General features: G+C 70.4%; 14 protein-coding genes and 1 tRNA gene (1 of these 15 cut by a window edge). 7 read left to right on the top strand and 8 right to left on the bottom strand.

What is annotated here, in order from left to right:
- On the bottom strand, positions 1–11 hold the start of the coding sequence (locus tag F4X11_24255; protein ID MYN68090.1) for a GGDEF domain-containing protein. 1,144 nt of this gene lie to the left of the window's left edge; only the first 11 of its 1,155 coding nucleotides appear in the window; the start codon lies at positions 9–11; its stop codon lies beyond the left edge, outside the window.
- Between the two features lie 53 nt (positions 12–64).
- On the opposite strand from F4X11_24255, the gene F4X11_24250 reads away from it, so the two are divergent.
- Positions 65–2,161 (top strand): hypothetical protein, encoded by a 2,097-nt coding sequence (locus F4X11_24250; protein ID MYN68089.1) that lies wholly within the window; start codon positions 65–67, stop codon positions 2,159–2,161.
- A gap of 52 nt (positions 2,162–2,213) precedes the next feature.
- On the opposite strand, the gene sppA is transcribed toward F4X11_24250, so the two are convergent.
- Complete coding sequence (gene sppA, locus F4X11_24245; protein ID MYN68088.1) at positions 2,214–3,956, bottom strand: signal peptide peptidase SppA; 1,743 nt, start codon at positions 3,954–3,956, stop codon at positions 2,214–2,216.
- 92 nt (positions 3,957–4,048) lie between these two features.
- Here sppA and F4X11_24240 point away from each other — a divergent pair.
- Positions 4,049–4,136 (top strand) — tRNA-Leu (locus F4X11_24240).
- Between the two features lie 208 nt (positions 4,137–4,344).
- On the opposite strand, the gene F4X11_24235 is transcribed toward F4X11_24240, so the two are convergent.
- The gene (locus F4X11_24235) at positions 4,345–5,328 is read right to left on the bottom strand and encodes a hypothetical protein (protein MYN68087.1); all 984 of its coding nucleotides are present in this window, start codon (positions 5,326–5,328) and stop codon (positions 4,345–4,347) included.
- A gap of 222 nt (positions 5,329–5,550) precedes the next feature.
- Here F4X11_24235 and F4X11_24230 point away from each other — a divergent pair, with 222 nt between their 5' ends.
- Both F4X11_24230 and F4X11_24225 read left to right on the top strand, forming a co-directional pair.
- On the top strand, positions 5,551–7,365 hold the full coding sequence (locus F4X11_24230) for a PQQ-binding-like beta-propeller repeat protein (protein MYN68086.1): 1,815 nt from the start codon (positions 5,551–5,553) through the stop codon (positions 7,363–7,365).
- 92 nt (positions 7,366–7,457) lie between these two features.
- The gene (locus tag F4X11_24225) at positions 7,458–8,174 is read left to right on the top strand and encodes a hypothetical protein (GenBank protein MYN68085.1); all 717 of its coding nucleotides are present in this window, start codon (positions 7,458–7,460) and stop codon (positions 8,172–8,174) included.
- Here the strand turns inward: F4X11_24225 and F4X11_24220 are convergent.
- From F4X11_24220 to F4X11_24210, 3 genes are all read right to left on the bottom strand, one after another.
- On the bottom strand, positions 8,099–9,088 hold the full coding sequence (locus F4X11_24220) for a hypothetical protein (protein ID MYN68084.1): 990 nt from the start codon (positions 9,086–9,088) through the stop codon (positions 8,099–8,101). The genes F4X11_24225 and F4X11_24220 overlap by 76 nt on opposite strands.
- An 83-nt stretch (positions 9,089–9,171) precedes the next feature.
- A complete protein-coding gene (locus F4X11_24215; GenBank protein MYN68083.1) occupies positions 9,172–10,761 on the bottom strand; it encodes an ATP-dependent acyl-CoA ligase in 1,590 nt (529 codons plus the stop codon).
- Positions 10,762–10,799: 38 nt separating this feature from the next.
- The gene (locus F4X11_24210) at positions 10,800–11,741 is read right to left on the bottom strand and encodes a hypothetical protein (GenBank protein ID MYN68082.1); all 942 of its coding nucleotides are present in this window, start codon (positions 11,739–11,741) and stop codon (positions 10,800–10,802) included.
- A 120-nt stretch (positions 11,742–11,861) separates the two neighbouring features.
- Here F4X11_24210 and F4X11_24205 point away from each other — a divergent pair, with 120 nt between their 5' ends.
- The 3 genes from F4X11_24205 (at position 11,862) to F4X11_24195 (ending at position 14,662) form a co-directional block, all read left to right on the top strand.
- The gene (locus F4X11_24205; protein MYN68081.1) at positions 11,862–12,842 is read left to right on the top strand and encodes a hypothetical protein; all 981 of its coding nucleotides are present in this window, start codon (positions 11,862–11,864) and stop codon (positions 12,840–12,842) included.
- 162 nt (positions 12,843–13,004) lie between these two features.
- Positions 13,005–14,048, top strand: a complete 1,044-nt coding sequence (locus F4X11_24200) for a 6-bladed beta-propeller (GenBank protein ID MYN68080.1) — start codon at positions 13,005–13,007, stop codon at positions 14,046–14,048.
- A gap of 56 nt (positions 14,049–14,104) precedes the next feature.
- On the top strand, positions 14,105–14,662 hold the full coding sequence (locus tag F4X11_24195; GenBank protein ID MYN68079.1) for a hypothetical protein: 558 nt from the start codon (positions 14,105–14,107) through the stop codon (positions 14,660–14,662).
- Between the two features lie 97 nt (positions 14,663–14,759).
- On the opposite strand, the gene F4X11_24190 is transcribed toward F4X11_24195, so the two are convergent.
- Positions 14,760–16,454 (bottom strand): hypothetical protein, encoded by a 1,695-nt coding sequence (locus F4X11_24190; protein MYN68078.1) that lies wholly within the window; start codon positions 16,452–16,454, stop codon positions 14,760–14,762.
- Between the two features lie 88 nt (positions 16,455–16,542).
- The coding region (locus tag F4X11_24185; GenBank protein ID MYN68077.1) for a hypothetical protein at positions 16,543–18,724 on the bottom strand (2,182 nt) is incomplete at its 5' end.

Genomic DNA, 18,724 nt, shown 5'->3' with positions numbered 1-18,724 from the left:
CGGCGCTCCATGCGCGCCGCGAGGTCCGGGCGACGGTACGGAACTGCTCGGTTGTCGGCCGCGAATGGTAAGAAGGACGGTCGGCATCGAGGCCGACCGCCGGAGCCGACGACAGGTCGCTCGCCAACGACGTGGACCGGCCTGTCAGACTCCAGGTGAACCCACAACTTGGGTCCATAGAGTATCACAGGCGCGCCGCGCACTCCGCCTCGAGTCTGGTTGTAGAATTGCCTCCATGACCATGCTCGACCGGATGCGGCGCCACAAGGGCTGGCTCAAGTGGAGCCTCGCACTCGTCATCTTCGCATTCGTCTTCCTGTACGTTCCCGGCCTCATGGACCAGACCGGCGGGGCCGGGCTGCCCAGCGACGTCATCGCGCGAGTGGGCGACCAGGAGATCTCGCTGGCCGACTTCCAGCAGATATACACCCGCCAGCTTCAGGCGTACCGCCTGGAGTCCGGCGGGGAGATTTCCGAGGAAGTGCTCCGCTCGCTCGGCATCGACCGGCAGATTCTGCAGCAGATGATCGACGGCCACGCGGCCCTGGCCGAAGCCGAGCGCCTGGGGCTGCAAGTGAGCGACGCGGAGGTGCGCGAGCGCATCCTGACGCTGCCGGCGTTCCAGATCGACGGGCGGTTCATCGGCGAGGCGAGCTACCGCCAACTGCTGCAGCAGCAACGCCCCCCGCTGACCCCCGGGCAGTTCGAGGAAGAGATCCGCAGCGAGATCCTGGTCGACCGGCTGCAGGCGGCCGTAACCGGCTGGATGCGCGTGTCGGACGCCGAGATCGCCGACGAGCACCGGCGCCGCAACGAGAGAGTCCGAGTGGACGTCGTCGCCTTCCGCGCCGCCGACTTCCGCGACGAGGTGGAAGCGAACGACGACGACGTATCGCTGCTCTTTACCGAGGAAGCGGCCACCTACGAGATCCCCGAGAAGCGGCGGCTGCGGTTCCTGCTGGTGGACCAGACAGCCATCTTCGACAGCCTCGTCCTGACCGACGACGAGGTGCGTCAGTACTACGACGCGAATCTGTCGCAGTACCAGACGCCCGGGCAGGTGCGGGCCAGCCACATCCTGCTGCGCGTCGACGACGGCGACGACGAGACGGTCTCGGCGCGCGCCGCCGAGCTCGCGGCCGAGGCGCGCGCCGGGGCGGACTTCGCCGGGCTGGCGCGCGAGCACTCCGAGGACGAGACCAACGCCGCGAACGGCGGCGATCTCGGGTCGTTCGGGCGCGGCCGGATGGTTCCCGAGTTCGAGAACGCCGCGTTCGCCCTCGCGGCAGGCGAGATCTCCGATCCGGTGCGCAGCCCCTTCGGCTATCACGTCATCCACGTGACCGAGAAGCAGGATGAGGTCACGCAGCCGTTCGCCGAGGTGCGCGGAGCCATCGAGAACATCCTGAAGCGGGAGAGGTCATCCGCGCGGGCGACCGCCCTGGCCCGCGCGATCGCCGCCGAGGCGTCGACGCCGGCCGAGCTCGAGCGCGCGGCGTCGGCCCGCGGCTACGAGCTGCAGGAGTCGGGATTCGCCGCCCGCGGCGAGCCGATCCTCGGACTGGGCCTGGCGCAGGAGGTCTCCGCGCAGGCTTTCGCCGTCGATCCGGGCGCCGTTGCCGGGCCCATCCCCACGCCTTCCGGTCCCGCGTTCGTCACCGTCATCGATATCCAGGAGCCCTACATTCCCGAGCTCGACGAGGTCCGGGAGCAGGTACGCGAGGACGTGATTCGCAAGAAGTCGCTGACCGTCGCGCAGGCGCGCGCGGCCGAGGCGGCCGAGGCGCTCAAGGCGGCCGACGATTTCGTCGCGACCGCCGAGGAGGCCGAGTGGGCGGTCGGAGCCAGCGACATGGTGGCGCGCGGCGCCTCCTTCCCGGAGGTCGGCCCGAGCGCCGCGGTGGAAGCGGTCGCCTTCGCGATGACGCCCGGCACGGTGAGCGACGTCGTGCAGACCGGCAACGCCGCGGCCATCGTGCACCTCGTCGAGCGCGAGGAAGCCTCGGCGGCCGACCTGGCGCAAAATCGCGACACGCTGCGCGACGAGCTGATGTTCGAGCGCCAGTCCAGGTTCTTCACCGCCTACATGGACAACGTGAAGGCGCGTCTGGACATCACCATCGATCTGGCTGTCCTGGAACTGGCGCTCGGGCAGGCCTGAGGGCGCGCCCGCAGCGCTGGAAGCCCGCGGAAGCAGCGAGTCGGCGGGCTCTCTATCTTCCGACCGGAACACCGGGCATCAGCGCCAGCGGCACGCCCGATCCGGCGAGGTCCATCCGCGCCCACTGCGCGTAGGCCCCACGCGCATACGGCGAGTGCCGCCAACCGAACTCACGGCCCATCGCCCGCGCCATGACGGCGCCGGTCAGCACCTCGACGAACGAGCGCGGACCGGGGTAGGGCACCAGCCTCACCTCCTCGTCCGCGTCGATGCCCGCCTGCGCCTGCGCCAGCGACACGGCGCGGCGGAGTCCTCCCAGCTCGTCCACCAGGCCCCGCGCCAGCGCCTGCCGGCCGGTCCACACCCGCCCCTGGGCCACCGCGTGCACCTCGTCGCGCGACATGGCCCGTCCCTCGGCGACCACCTGGAGAAACCGCTCGTAGATGTCGTCCACCTGCGCCTGCATGGCCGCGCGGCCGGCGTCGCCGAATCGATCCACCGGCGAGAAGATGTCCGCCTGGGCACCGTAGGTCACTCCGTCGATGCCGAGTCCCACCTTGTCGAACGCTCCCGCGGCGGCGAACTTGCCGCTGAACACGCCGATCGAGCCGGTCAGCGTGCCCGGCTGCGCCACGATGGCGTGTGCGGGCGCCGCCATGTAGTAGCCGCCCGAGGCCGCCATGTCGCCCATGGATACGACCAGCGGCTTCCGCTCGCGGGCAAGCGACAGCTCGCGCCAGATGATGTCGGCCGCGGTGGCCGCCCCGCCGGGGCTGTCTATGCGCAGCACGATGGCGTGAATCGACGAGTCGTCGCGCGCCGCGCGAATCGCCTCGGTCATCGTCCGCGATCCGACCAACTGCCCGGTCCCGGGCAGATCCACCGTGCTCGAGCCGAGATTGACGATGCCCTCCGCGTACACGACGGCGATCCGCGGTCCGGTGTTCAGACCGAGATCCCGCGGGTCTACGCGCCGGTAGGTCGCGAAGTCGATCTGTACCGGCTCGTCGCCGGACGACACGCGGGCGAGCAACTCGTCCTCGTACAACAGGTCGTCGACGAGTCCCAGGCTCACCGCATCGGCGGCCACGAACGGTCCCTGGTCGATCACCTCCCGCACGCGCGGCCGCGTCATGCCGCGCCCTTCCGCAATGCCGTCGACGAGCTGCTCGTAGAAGTCCCGGGTCAGCGCCTCCGACACCTCCCGGTGCTCCGGCGTGAACCCCGATTCGGTATAGGCGTTGATGGCGGTCTTGAAGTCTCCGGCCGCCAGCATGTCCGCCTCTATGCCCACCTTGTCGAGCGTGCCGCGGAAGAAAAGCTCGTACGACGCCACGCCCACGAGCATGAGAGGACTGGTCGGGCTCATGAAGATCTCGTCGCACGCCGTCGCCAGGTAGTACGCCTGCCCCATGCCGAACTCGATATGCGCGACGACCGGCTTGCCCGACTCCTTGAAGTCGATCACGGCGTCCCGGATCTCCTGCACCGTGCCCCACAGACCCGGCGTCGGCGGCGGAACCAGAACCACCGCCGACACCCGATCGTCGACCTTCGCCTTGCGCAGCGCGGTGACGACCGAACCGACGGTCTCCTGCGGATCGAACAGACCGAAAAGGTCGTCGGGGGCCTGCTCCCCCAGGTTGGGCGGGACGCGCAGCCAGAGCACCGAGTCGGACTCGACCGCCGGCCCGCGGGTGAGCAGGAAGTAGCTGAAGGCCACCCCCGTCATCGAGACGATGACGGCCGCGACCATGAACAGCAGGATGAACCGGACGCCCCTTGCGGTTGCCACGTTCGTACTCCTTGGCCGGCCTCGGACCGGCGATCAGGGCAAGTATACGGGCGCGGCGATGGGTTATACTCTCCTGCGCTCCACTCCATCCTGCGGAAGTGGCGGAACTGGCAGACGCGCAAGCCTCAGGAGCTTGTGGGCCTTAGGCCCGTGGGGGTTCAAATCCCCCCTTCCGCACCAGACCACCAGATCGCTCGGTCGTCGTGCGCGCGGTGAGAGGCGCCTCCTCCCCACACCGGACCGCGCCGGCGCGGTCCGCGGCCTGAGAACCGGTCGGGACCGGAGACGGAAGACCGACAGCACGCGACGCTCCCGCCGGGCGTCACCCTGGCGAGCCGCGCTGCCGGCCGAGTTGTTCGCCGAGCGCCGGAAACGACCGGCGGCCGGACTACCGGGACTCCTGCTGCGCGGCGGCCGCCGCCTTCCGCTCGTCCGCGCGCGTCCCCGAGAGGATGCCTTCCAGCGAGTAGTTCCCCTCGTGGCAGGCGTACTCGAACAGCGGGAGCTCGTTCAGCCGCATCGGCACCTGCGCCGTCCACGGGGCGGTCCAGGTCCCCGGATCGGTAACGGTGAACTCGTAGAGCAGCGTGTCGGCGTCGACCCGCGTGAACCGCTCGATCAGGTGCCGGTCCGGCGACGTCCCCCGCCAACTGTGCTTGGCGCTGAAGTCGACGGTCTCGACCACCAACGTGTCGCCCTCCCAGTGAGCGCGCGACTCGCCCGTCCACGAGTCGATGCCCGGCCGTGTCCGGCCGTCGAGCGGGATGATGCGCGAGTCGTGCACCATCTCGTTGAGCACCACCACGTGGTCCTCGGTCTGGAAGAGCTGCATGTTCTGGTTGTAGCCGCCCGGGGTCATCGGCGGCCCCTGGTTGAAGCCGAGGATGCAGCGGTCGAACGAGCTGCGGTCGAGCCACGAGTCGGCCGGATGCTCCGCCCGGCGGACGCGCCGCGCGTCGGCGCGCTGCTGCCCGGCATCCGACAATGGAGGCATGCGCCCGTTCGGCGGATCGATGATCAGCGACGTCCGCCGCGTCTCGATGACGTTCGTGCCGCGGTCCATCCAGAAGTTGTTGTACGCGCCCACGCTGCCGCCCGCCTCGGTCCGGCGCGCGTCGGCCTCCCAGAGCTCGATGTCGCGGGCCACGGCCGCCTGCTCGCGGCTCGCCGCCTCTTCCTCGGTCAGGAACTCCTGGTCCCCCAGCTCCTCGGGCCGCTGCAGCGGGGTAATCGTGCGGAAGTCCCACACGCCCTGCAGATCCGGCGCGCCCCACGGCGTCCGGGGCGCCTCGTCCTGCGCGGCAGCGGGCGCCGCCAGCAGCGGAACGAGCAGCATCGCGGTCAACGCCGCCACGAGATAAGTGCCTCTCATCGCTACCTCCCTGGACAACGGCAGTGACCCTGCCAGCCGATTCCCGGATCAACCCTACTCCCGCCACGATAGCCGACCCCCGCGGCCGGCGCAACAGCCGCGCGGCAACCGGCGCCTCCGGCGGCGGCGGGTGTCGCCGGGAACACCTTTCCCTGATTCCGTTGGTGCGCATCCGCACGGAGTACGGCATCATGAGGCGCACCAAGCAAAGGAGCGAACGCCATGCTGAGAACACTGACCCCGGCGTGTGCCGGCATCGTCGTCGTGCTGCTGTGGCTCTCCGGGGGCGGCGCCGCCCGACCCGGCGTGGAGGCCGAGCTGGCCGCGGCCGGGCAGGAGCAGGAGTTCGTGCCCATAACCGACGAGATGCTTCGCGACCCGGACCCGGCGGACTGGCTGATGGCGTACCGCACCTACGACTTCCAGGCCTTCAGCCCGCTCGATCAGATCGACCGCGAGAACGTCGGGCAGCTCCGGCTCGCCTGGATGCGCGCGATGGAAGAGGGAGCCCAGCAGATCCGGCCGCTGGTCTACGACGGCGTGATGTACCTCGCCCAGCCGGGCTACGACCACCTGCAGGCGATAGACGCCACCACCGGCGACCTCCTCTGGGACTACCAGCGGGAGCAGCCGGACGACATCCGCCAGTACGGCCAGTTCGGCAACCGCACCCGGCACCTCGCCCTGTACGGCGAGCACCTCTACCACCTGACCGCCGACGCGCACATCGTCGCCATCGACGCGCGCACCGGCGAGCCGACCTGGGAGTCGCGCACCGCGGACTACCGCCAGGGGATCAGCCACTCGTCCGGCGCCGTGATCGTCAACGGCAACGTGGTCAGCGGGCGCACGTGCAGCCCGTCGAGCCTGGAGGCGCGCTGCTACGTCGCGGCCCACGACGCGGACGGCGGCACGGAGCGCTGGCGCACCTACACCGCGGCCGGGGCCGACGATCCCGGCGGCCAGACCTGGGGCACGCTGCCCACCGCCAACCGCGTCCACGTCTCGCCGTGGGGGGTCCCGGGCAGCTTCGACCCCGCTCTGAACCGCATCTTCTGGGGCGTGGCGGTGCCGCTGCCCTATCCGCGGCTCGTGCGGCGCGGGACCTGGGACGTCGGCGACCGCTCGCCGTGCGAGCTCTACTCCAACTCGACCATCGCCATGAACGCCGACACCGGCGCCATCGACTGGTACTACCAGTACCTGCCGTGCGACGACTGGGATCAGGACTTCGTGCAGGAGCGCACGCTCATCGACACGGTGGTCAATCCCGACCCGGAGGCAGTGCGCTGGATCAACCCGGCGCTGGCCGGCACGGCGGAGGAGCGGAAGGTGGTGGTCGTGCTGGGCGAGCCGGGCGGCCTGTTCGTCAACGACCGCGAGACCGGGGAGTTCCTCTGGGCCGACCCGTTCCCGTTCGAGAGCACCGAGCGGTTCGTGATCTCGGACGTCGACGTGGAGACCGGCACCACCTACATCAACATGGATCTGGTGGCGCGCGAGGAGGGCGACCAGTTCATCATCTGCGGCCACAACGTGAAGGGCTGGTGGTCGTGGTCGTACAGCCCGGTGACCGGGATGCTCTATGTTCCGATCAATCGCTCGTGCCTGAACCAGACGACGAACTCCCGCACGATCTCGGGCGCGAGCCCGCGGTTCACGATCCCCGATCCGGACATCGGGCCGGACGGCGACCTGACCGAGGTGCGGGCCATCGACATCTCGACCGGCCGCGAGGTCTGGCGCTACAGCCAGCGCGCGCCGAACGCGGGCACGACGCTCGCAACGGCGGGCAACGTCGTCTTCTTCGGCGACTCGAACCGGCGGTTCCGGGCCTTCGACGCGGAGACCGGCGACGTACTCTGGGAGACGATTCTCGGCAGCCAGATCAGCGGCTACCCCGTGAGCTATGCCGTGGACGGCCGGCAATACATCACGGTGCCGGTGGGCGGCGTCGGCAACCGGCTGCAGACCTACGCGCCGGAGATGGAGGCGCCGGTCGGCAGCAACATGCTCGTGACGTTCACGCTGCCGTAGCGGGTGCCGGCCGGGATTGCTGCCGGCGGAGAATACCCGGGGGCGAGACTCGCCTCCGGGTCGCCCGCGAGCCTCGCGACCCGAAGACAACGATGCACCGCGACCGAAATCACGGACGGCGCGCACCGATCCGCTGGGAGGCCTGGCTCGCCGCGGCGGCGGTGGCGGTGCTGTTCACCGCCCGGACGCTCGACGACGATGTCGTCGAGGTATTCGATGCCGCGATCGCCGCGCTCCGCGTAGCGGAGACCGCGCTCGACGATGCGGTCGTGGACATCGGCGCGGCAGCCGAGGCACAGCGCGGGCAGGATGGCGGGGCCGCCCCGCCGCGCGCGATGTCCGCTGCCGAGCGGGCGGAGTCGGCGGCTCGTGCGGCGGGGCGTGCGAGCACCGAGACGCGAGCCGTCCTGACTCGCGTGCGACACATGCGGATGGAACGGTCCGGCACGTTCGAGGAGGCCCTGGCGACCGTGCGGGGATTGCGGGATGCCACCAGAGCGCTGATGGCAGCGGTCGAGGCGCTCCGCGACGGGGCCGAGGCGCTCCGCGAGGCGGGTGCGGTACGGGCTGCGCACCGGGCGCTGCTCGCGGCGGACGCCACCCTCGATGCCGCCCAGACCGTGCTCCAGGCGACCGAGGCGGCGCTCGACGACGAACGGTTCGATTCACCGCCCGCCGCCGGACGAACCCGCGCCCGGACGGCGCCGCTTCCGCCGCGGCCCCTGCCGGCCGGCTACTGCTGCCCGCCGTCCTCCGCCGCGGCCCGATCCTCGGCGCGCGCGCCGCTGAGCACGTTGGTGAGACTGTAGTTGCCCTCGTGGCAGGCGTACTCGTAGAGCGGCCCCTCGGTGACGCCGCGCGACGCCTGGTTCGTCGTCAGCGGCAGGCGGACGCTCCACGGGCGCGTGAACTTCGCCGGGTCGGTCAGGGTGAACTCGTACATCAGCGTGCTCTCGTCGACGCGGGTGAAGCGTTCGACGAGGTGCATCGTGTGCGTCGGCATGCGCCACGTCTGCGCCCAGCGGTCGGCCGTCCCGTCGACGAACCGGGTCGACTCGACGACCAGGGTGTCGCCCTCCCAATGCCCGCGGATGTCGCCGTTCCACTGCCGGACCGTCCCGTGCGGCGTGTCGCCGAGCGGAATGATCCGTCGGTCGCCGAACATCTCGTGCAGGATGACGACGTGGTCGGGCGTCTGCACGAACTGGTGGTTCGGGTTGTAGCCGAGCCAGAACATCGGCACGCCGTCGGTCATGCAGCGTTCGCCGGTGTCGACGTCCACCCAGGAGTTGCGCTGGCCGCTGACGCGGTAGATCGCCTGCAGGCGGCTGCGCTCGGCCATCTCCAGCGTGTAGGGGACGCGCCCGTCGGCCGGATCGGTGATCAGCGCCGTCCGCCGGTCCACGAGCCGCGTGCCCGGATCGAACCAGATCTGGTTGTAGGTGCCGGGATCGCCCTCGCGCACCTCGCGCTCGACGAACCGGGTCGCGTCGGCGCGCAGCTCCAACTCGGCAGCCTGCTCGTCGGTCAGCAGCTCCTGGCCGGCGAACCGTTCGGGCCGCTCCAGCGGCGTCAGGGTCGAGCCGGTCCAGATGCCCTGCAGGTCCGGGTCGCCCCACGGGGTGCGCAGCGTGTCCTGCGCTGCCGCTGGAAACGCCGCCAGGAGGACGAACGCCGTGGCCGCCGTGGCCGCCGCGACCGTTGCGAATGTTCGACGCTCCATGAATCACCTCTCTGGAATGGAGCCAACTGCGACTCGTATCGCCGCATCTTCCCGCACGCGCGGCGCGGATGCAACCCGGAGCGCTACAACCGCATCTCGGCGCGAAGGACGTGCTTGCGGATCTTGCCGACGGAGGTGCGCGGCAGCTCCTCCCGGAAGCGCACGAACTGCGGGACGCGGAAGGTGGCGAGCCGCTCGCGGCACCAGCCGATCACCGCGTCCTCGGTCAACGCGGCGGACGATTCTCCATCCGCCCCTTCCGCGCCGCGCGGAACGACGACGGCAAGAATCGCCTCGTCGCGCATCTCGTCGGGCACGCCGATGACCGCGCAGTCGAACACGCCGGGGTGCTCGCGGATCACCGCCTCGACCTCGCCGGCGGCCACGTTCTCCCCCGACCGCTTGATCATGTCCTTCGCGCGGTCGACGAAGTGATAGTAGCCGTCCTCGTCCTGGCGGGCGTTGTCGCCGCTCCACAGCCAACCGTCGCGGAGGGTCTCGGCCGTGGCCTCCGGGTTCTTGAAGTAGCCCTTCATCAGGGAGAGCCCCGGCTGGCCCTGCACCGCGATCTGCCCGATCTCGCCGCGCGCCACCGGCCGGCCGCTCTCGTCGACCAGTTGCGCCGTGTAGCCGGGCGCCGGCAATCCCATCGACATGTTTCGCCGCTCGCCGTCGAGCGGGTTGATGATCGGCGGCCCCATCGTCTCGGTCATGCCCCAGAGTTGCATGAGCGGGGCCCGGAAGCGCTCGTGCCACTCGGCGAGCTGCGCCGGCGTCACGCTCTGGGCGAAGATCACGGCGCGCAGATCGTTGCGCGCGTGTTCGCGCCGCCGGGGCTGGGCCAGCAGCATCCGCATCGGCGCCGCGAACAGGCTCGAGACCGTGCAGCGGTGCGCGATCGCCTGATCGAAGAAGCGGCTGGCGCTGAAGCGCGCCATCAGCGCCACGCTCGCGCCGGCCACCAGCGCGCTCATCGTCGAGTAGTACTGCGCGTTGCCGTGGAACAGCGGCAGCACGCACAGTTGCCGATCCTCCGGCGTCAGGCGGACCGCACGGGCGACCGTTTCGCCGGCGCAGAGGTAGTTGGCGTGGGTGACGAGCACGCCCTTCGGCCGCGCCGTGGTGCCGGAGGTATACAGAATGGCCGCCTCGTCCATGGGCGACGGCGCCGGCGCCGCGGGCGGCAGCGCGGGACAGTGGGCGACCAGCCGGCCGAAGTCGACCAGAGCCGACGGCGCGCCGGCCCCGCAGACGAGCACTTCCTCGACCCGCGGACAGCGGCCGTGGACCTGGCGGGCCAGGTCGAGCCAGGCGGCCTGCGTGAAGATCAACCGGCTCTCGGAGTGAGCGACCAGGTATTCGAGCTCCGACGCCGACGAGGCGGTGTTGACGGGAACGATGACGGCGCCGAGCTTCGCGGCGCCGAACCAGAGCGCGAGGAACTCCAGGCAGTTGGCCAGCAGCAGGGTGACCCTGTCGCCCCGGCGGACGCCGAGGCGGCCGAGGAGGTGCGCGGTCCGGTTCACCTCCCGGTCGAATTCGCGGTACGTGCGCGTGGCGATCCGACCCTGCAGGTCGTCGAAGACGACGAACGGCGCGCCGGGCGTCGATCGCGCCCGCGCCTCGAGCAGCGCGGGCAGCGTCCGGACCGCGGCGTCGGACCGCTCGCCCATCGCGATCAGTGACCGGACCGACCCATCGGTTCGAGTCTTCAGCGCCGCCCCGTCGCCTCCCAGGTCCGCTCCGCCCGCAACAGGTTGGTCATCGCGTAGTTGCCCTCGTGGCAGGCGTACTCGTAGATGATGTAGTCGGGCAGCCGCGGCATGTGGCGCATGCCGGTCCAGGGCCTCGTGTAGACCGTCGGGTCCTCGATGGTGAACGTGTGCTCGAGGGTGTTGTCGTCGAGGCGCCGGAAGCGCTCCACCGCGACGGTGTCCGGCGACGACGGGAAGCGGTGCTGCGTCTTGTCGCTGAAGTTGCGCGTCTCGACGACCAGCGTGTCGCCCTCCCAGTGGCCGCGCGAGTCGCCGTTCCACTGGCGGATGTCGTCGGTGAGGCGGTCGCGGCCGTCGATGGGGATGATCCGCACGTCGTGGATGTTCTCGACACGGATCGCCACGTGGTCCGGCGTCTGGACGATCTGGTAGGTGTTGTTGTAGCCCGTCGACACCGGCGGCACGCCGTGATAGGTGATGCAGCGATCCCAGTTGCTGCGGTCCAGGTGCGAGTCGGCCGGATGCTCCGCCCGGTACGCCCGGTCGGCCTCCGCCTGCGCCGCGGTTTCGGCGGTGATGGGCAGACGGCCGTTCGGCGGATCGATGATCAGCGACGTACGCAGATCGGGGCTGACCCGGCCGCGGTCGAACCAGAGCGCGTTGTAGGAGCCGACGCTACCGGGCGGCGGCTCGCGGTCGAGGGTCACCTCCAGGTTGCGCGCGGCGGCCTCTTCTTCGGTGTAGTGCCGGCGGTCGCCGAGCCCGGCCGGCCTCTGCAGCGGCGTGAGCGAGGCGTACGACCAGGTGCCCTCCAGGTTCGGATCGCCCCAGGGCGTGAGCGGCTCGCCGTCGGACTGCGTCTGCGCGAGCGCGGCCGCGGGCAGGAGCACCGCGACGACCGCTGCAACGAGCGACATCGAGAGGGATCGACTGCGCATCTCTCACCTTCCTTTGGCGTGCGTTCCGTTCGAATCTCCAGCGGCTACGATAATCGCCGCCGGGGCCGGCGCGCAAGGGCGGAGCGTGCAGTATCATCAGCGCGAAAGCGAGGGTTCACCATGGCTCGATTCGTTGCCTCGTTCGCCCCGACCGCGCTGGTGCTCGCCCTGGCCGGCGGCGCCGCGGCGCCGGCCCAGGCCCAGAACGGGGACGGCTGGAATCCGCCCCGGCTCGCCGACGGGCAGCCCGACCTGAACGGCACCTGGAACAACGTCGGCTCGTCCCACATCCCGCTCGAGCTGCCGGAGGCGCTGGCGGGCGCGGACGTCTCGCAGGAAGAGATCGACGCCCTGGTGCAGCAGCGCTCGGACGCGCGCAAGGCGGTCACCTGGCAGGGGCACGAGAACAGCCGCGGCGTGGGCGCGTACGCCAACTACTGGTTCGACTGGTTCTGGAAGGAGCCGGCCGGGGTCGACGCACCGGCGCTGCTGATCGAGCCGGCCGGCGGCAGGATGCCGGCCATGACGCCGAAGGCGGCCGAGAGCGTCGCCTGGCACCGCGAGCACCTGCACGACTCGTACTCGACGATGGAGACCGGCGACCGCTGCATCTCGCGGGGCACCTACGGGATCATGATGCCCACGGCGTACAACAACGGGAAGATGTTCTTCCACACGCCGAACCACGTGGTCATCCTGAGCGAGATGATCCACAACTCCCGCATCATCCCGATCGACGCCGGCGCGCACATCGACGGCGGCATCGCGTTGTGGAACGGCGACCCGCGGGCGCGCTGGGAGGGCGACACGCTGGTCGTGGAGTCACGCAACTTCAAGGCGGTCGCCAACCAGCGCGGTCCCGGTTCGCGCGCTCCCCAGACCGAGGCGCGCCACGTCGTCGAGCGGTTCACCCTGCTCGACGCCGACACGCTGCGCTACGAGCTGCGCGTGGACGACCCCGAGACCTACACGGCCCCCTGGACGGTGGCCTTCAACTACAAGCGCGACAACGAGTACCTGCAGTACGAGTACGCCTGCCACGAGGGGAACTACGCGGTCCCCAACTCGCTGAGCGGCGAGCGGGCGCAGGAGAGGAAGTAGTCGGGAGGAGGTTTTTCCCCAGGGGAGGAAAAGAAAGAAGAAAGAAGCAGTCGGCAGGACTCAGGAGGGAAACAACGAGGCACCGGACGAGGAAGCGCAGTCGCCGAGAAGAGGGGGCTGCGAAATGGCGTTCGTGCCCATTTTGCGCTGGAGTGCAAGTCAATGCTGAGAAAGATCAACCTGGGGATTACGGTTGCCCTCGCCCTCGGGATAGGGGTGACCGCCATGGTCGGCCAACCGTATCCCAACCCCTATCGCCTGGTCGACGACTGGGCGAAGTTCTCCGACGGCCGCATCGTCGGCGCGGTCGGGGACGCGACCGTGGACAACGACGGCGAGCACATCTGGGCCATCCTGCGTTGCGACGCGGGGCCGGAACGCTTCGGGTGGGAGTGCCTGGAGTCGGATCTGGATTCGGTCATCAAGTTCGCGCCCGACGGCACCGCGGTCGAGAGCTTCGGCGGCGGCATGTTCATCTGGCCGCACGGCATCGACGTCGACCCGGACGGCAACGTCTGGGTGACCGACGCGGTGAGCGAGGCGCGCACGCCGGAAGGCGGCGACCGCGGCCACTCGGTGGTCAAGTTCAGCCCGACCGGCGAGGTCCTTCTGACGCTCGGCACGCCCGGCGAGCCCGGCGACGGCCCGAACCACTTCAATGCGCCGTCCGACGTCGTCGTGGCGGACGACGGCAGCATCTTCGTCGCCGACGGCCACGCCGACAACACCAACAACCGCGTGGTGAAGTTCGACGCCGAGGGCAACTTCGTGAAGGAGTGGGGCATGACCGGCTACGCGCCGGGCGAGTTCCGCACCCTGCACGGCATCGCCATCGACAACGACGGCCGCCTGTTCATTGCCGACCGCTCGAACAACCGCGTGCAGATCTTCGATCAGGAGGGCACCTTCCTGGCGCAGTGGACGCAGTTCGGCCGCCCGAGCGGCATCACCTTCGACGCCCACGGCCGCGTCTACGTCGCCGACTCGGAGTCGGACGATGTGCAGAACCCGGGCTGGGAGCTGGGCATCCGCATCGGCGACGCGAAGACCGGCTGGGTCGACGAGTTCATTCCGTTCGTCTGGGGCGACCCGCGCGAGGTCGCCGGCAACGGGGCGGAGTTCGTGGCCGTGGACGCCGCGGGCAACATCTACGGCGGCGAGCCGCGGCCGCGAAACCTGCAGAAGTACGTGCGGGTGAGACCGTAGCGGGGCGGATGTCGTCCCAAACGACAGGCGAGACGATACCGAAAGGAGACCACGCCATGAACCGCTGTCTGTTGCTCGTGCTCGCGGCCCTGCTGGCCGCGCCGGCCCTCGCGGCCGCGCAGTCCTCCGACGAGGAGCTGATCGCGAAGGCCACCCTGGCGGCGCCCCAGCGCGTCCGCGGCGGTGTCGGCGTCGTCCGCTGGGACGCCAACAACAACCGGATCATCGTGAAGGCGAGCGAGAATGGCCTGGTCTGCTGGGATCGCTCGGACGTGCCGGGGACGGCGCCCTTCGCCGTCCAGTGCTCAGCGCGGGGCAACCTTCCCCGTTTCGAGCAGAACCGCATGTTCGCGTTCAAGGCGGCCGACGCCGACGAGCGCCGGGCGATGATGGCCGCGGCCGAGGCGGAGGGCAAACGCGTCCTCGCGAAGTTCGGGACGGTCTGGTACTCGCTCAACGGTCCCGATCAGGAGAACGCGCGGTTGCACACGACGATCGCCGTTCCCAATGCCACGGCCGAGACGGTCGGCCTGCCGGATTCGCGCCGGTTGGACGGCCTCTGGCTCATGGAGGCGGGCACGTCGAGCGCGCACCTGATGGTGCCGGGGCTGTAGAGCTCGCCGGTTCAGTTGCTCGAAGGGAAACGGCCCGGCCCTGCTCGCGAGGGTCCGGGCCGTTCGTTTCTGCGGCAGGCGGGTGGACGCCCGCCGGTCAATAGGCGCCGAGCCGATCCAGCCAGATCGTTCCTTCGCTGACGTAGTCGTAGGTGTGGCGGTCGACGAAGAAGACCAGCCCCACGACGCGCCGCAGGTCCGGCGACCGGCCGACATCGGTCTGCACGGGATGCAGTTGCGCGAAGGGAAACGCGTGGCGCCGCCATTCGGTCGACGTACGGACGGATGACAGCCACCAGTTCGGGTCGTGCGCGTCACCGTCCCGCCGCTCCTCCCAGAGCCCGACCCAGAGGCGGTACTCGCCGTCGGCCTTGACATCGACGACGAGGCCCTCTTCGCCGGAGAGGTCCCGCCGCGTCCGATCGACGAGCGCACTCGAGACGAAGGCCGGATCGGGCCGGGGCACCGCGGCGCGAAAACGCAGTCGAGCCGCGATGTCGCCGGGCTGCCGCTCGCTCGCGACGCGCACGTGCGGATCGACCCAGGTGCCGGCGTCGGATTCGGCGGCGAAGGGACTGCCGTCCACGAAGGTGTTCAGGGTGCGCGCGACGGGGGGCGGCGGCGGCTCGGCGGGCCACGCGGCACGCGCCGCGCGGGCGGCCGCCTCGTCGGCGTCGTAGACGTAGATCGGGTTCGAGAGAATCCACGGCAGGTTCCAGCCCGCGACGCGCACCTCGATGCGGTAGGCGCCCGGCCCGCGGGCCGGAATCTCCAGCCCGCCCTCGTCGTGGGCGATGCGCTCGCCGTTCCGGTAGAGCTCGATGCGCGCCTCCTTCGGCAGGCGGCCGCCGGCGCGGAGCAGCAGCTCCGGCGCGGGCGGCGCGGTGTCGCCCATCTGCCACGTCTCGTCCCCCCGGGCCGCGTGGAAGAAGAACCCGTCGGCCGGCGCGATGGCGTCCACGGCCATGTAGGACCGGCCTCGGGTCAGCGCGTCGGTCACCGCGGCGGCATCGTGCTCGGGATCTGCCGAGAGCGGGGCGTCGAGGAGGACGTAGTTGCGAACGACACGAAACAGATTGCGGTACGACGGGAGCCCGTGTGCGTCGACGCCTGCCAGCCCCGCGACCTTGCGCCGGCGAAGCAACGCATCCCAGCGCGAAAGCACGTCGTCCGGGCGGTCGAGGCCCCGCGCGAGCGCGTAGGTCGGATTGAACGGATAGGCGGGCAACCCCCGGAGCACCGTGAGCCAGGACGCCCGTCGCCACAGGCTGTCCATGTTGAGCACCTCGAGCCCCCAGGGACCGCCAATCTCCCAGCCGCTCCACGCGAGGTCGTCACGCGCGCTGGCCGGGTGCGCCACGAACGCCGCGCCGCCCAGGTGGCGAACGTCGTCGAGCACTCGGCGGGCATCCCGCGCCAGTGGGAACGGCAGCGGCCGCATCCCGATGCCGAGCAGATGGCCCTGGTTCGTGGAGATTTCCGTGCCCACGAGCACGAGGACGCCGTTCCGGTACCCCTGCACCGACCGGCCCGCGTCCGTGTCGTGATCGGTGATGACGAGATAGGAGAGCCCCGCCGCCCGGCCTTCCTCCACGACGTGCTCCGGCGTGCCCGCACCGTCCGAGAGGGTCGTGTGCATGTGAAGCGCACCCGCGAGCCGCACCAGACCATCCCGCGGCGGCTCCCCTTCGAGAGGCAGCGGCCTCCAGACCAGCGCCGGTAAGATCGATGACGCTGCCAGGATCGCGACCGCCGGGACGATGAGCAGCAGCACGCGTCGTCGCCGAATCAATGGCAGATATCTCCCGGCAACCGTGGTCGGGCTCCGACCTGGGCCTTCGACCTGACCAGAAGTCTAGGCCGTTCTACGGCGCAGACTCCTAGCGCCCTCCGGCTCCCAGGCTGAGCAGGTTGGCGAGCAACGCGTACGCCCCCGTCGTGCCCGCGGGAAGCTGGCGCCAGAGCCCGAGTCCGACATAGATCCAGCGTCCGCGGCCCGGCTGCGCCTCCACGAGCGCCCCCCGCTTCAATCCGAGGTTGTACTCGAAAGTGTCCTCCAGCTCGACCAGATCGGCGTAGCGCTCGTCGCGCTCCCCCAGAAAATACAGCCCGCGCTCCTGCACCCATTGCTCCCAGGTGGCCGGGCCGACCGGATTGGGCCAGGCGAAGACAGGATGGTCGTTGGCGAGTATGCGAATGGGCGCCACCTCGTCGGTGACCCGGTTGCGGCTGACCACGGCGGGATACGGACCGTACTGCGCCTGGTTGAACTCGAACTTGTTGTACTGGACGATGACCGTCCCGCCGTCGTCCACGTACTCCAGCAGGCGATCGTTGTTCGCGCGCAGATCCTGGCGCCGCTCGTAGGCCCGCACGCCGGTGACGATCACGTCGAAGCGTGCCAGGTCGCCCCACGCCAGATCGTCGGCGTCGATGAACTCCAGGTGCGCGCCGAGCTGCTCGATGGCCGGCGGCACGGCATCTCCGACCCCTTCGATGTAGCCAACCGTCAGGTCCGGCGCAACGGCCACGTCGATGATCTTGAACGTGCCGGCGGCCGGGCGGCCGATGTGCCGCCGCTCGATGTGCGGATACTCGATCACCTGGAAGCCGCGCGTGAACCGCTCGCTGCCGTTCTCGACCGCCGCACCCACCTGGTATTCGCCTGCCGCGGCGCCATCCGCCGACACACTGAAGCGCACCGTGCGCGACTCGTCCTCACGCGACAGTCGCACGGGCACGCTCGCGGGGGCCGCACTCCATCCCGCGGGCAGATCGAGGACGACGGAACCTGCCGTCGCGTCGGGCCCGGTGTTGGTCACCGTGACGCGAACCTCGCGCGCGGTGCCGGAACCCGCGGGGATGATGGCGATCTCGGGCGTCATGGAAACGGCGAATCGCGGCACGACCTGCAGGTCCATCCGCTTCTCGCCGGTGAACAGGTCGCCGACGTAGCGGTTGCGGACCGGCCTGTCGACGGCGATGCGGGTCCCGTCCAGATCCACGTCGAACGTCGCGCGGAACGGTGTAGACCGGAACGGCGCTCCGAAAGGCACGTCCGGCTCGAAGTCGTAGCGGTCGGCGCCCTCGACGTGGCTCCAGTGGATGTCCGTGAGTCGGGCATCGACCGGAATCCGGACGCTGCGTTCGCAGAGGTACACGCCGCCGGCACCCAGTGGCTCCGCGTCGCAGCGGGAAGCGGCGTCGAAACCGGAAACCCGGACGCCGTGGATGGCCACGTTCGCGCCGCCGTGATTCGCGGCCCGTAGCGCCAGGCCGACAGGCTGACCGCGCGTCACCACACCGTCATCCGCGAACGCGTCGAGCTGCAGACCGTGGGCCAGCACGGCAGCCCGCTCGAACTGCCGCTCCTTGGTCTCCAGGCGGAGATCGATCTCGCGCCGGGCGTCGTCGGTCAACGCCATTGCCGGCAAGCTCCCTCGGAGGGCGCGTACCGCGTCGAGACCGGAGACGACCGGCTCGCGGGCGCCGGCCATCCCCTCGGCGGCGAACCGATCGAGCGCCGCGCGCGCCTGCCGCGCCAAGTCGGCCAGTCCGCGATCGAGCGCGGCCGGGGCGTTTTCACCGGCGAAGCGCGCGAGCCCTGCGATTGAGGTATCCACCCCGTCGAACAGCGAGGCGTCGGCGGCCGCCGAGTGGTCCGCAATGGTCGTCTCGGCGAGACGGTAGCGCCCGCCGGCCGGGCCGGAGGGCAGGGCGATGAACTGCCCCATGCCCTGGCACTTGTGCATGCCGCGCGCGAGGCTGCCGATCTCGGCCCAGGTCGCACCGAGCAGCGCGTCGTAGCCACCGAGATCGACCGTGGTCACACCCGCGCCGCGCGCCGGCCGGAAGCGGGATCCCGGCCCGGCACCCATACCGAAGGGGAATCCGACGCGGTAGTAGAACTTCCGCGCCTGCCAGGGAGCCAGCCCTTCGGCGATCTGCTCCGGAAAGCGTGCCGGGTCCGCGGCGGCGCGCCACGCCTCGTGCGCCAGCACCGCCGACGCCTGGTGATGCTGGCCGCCGCCGCGCCCCTCCGGCGACATGGCGGAGACGACG

The sequence above is a fragment of the Acidobacteriota bacterium genome, from assembly GCA_009861545.1.
Classification (GTDB): Bacteria; Acidobacteriota; Vicinamibacteria; order Vicinamibacterales; family UBA8438; genus WTFV01.
Note: the sequence above shows the minus strand (reverse complement) of the source record. Positions and strands in the feature narration are given on the sequence as shown.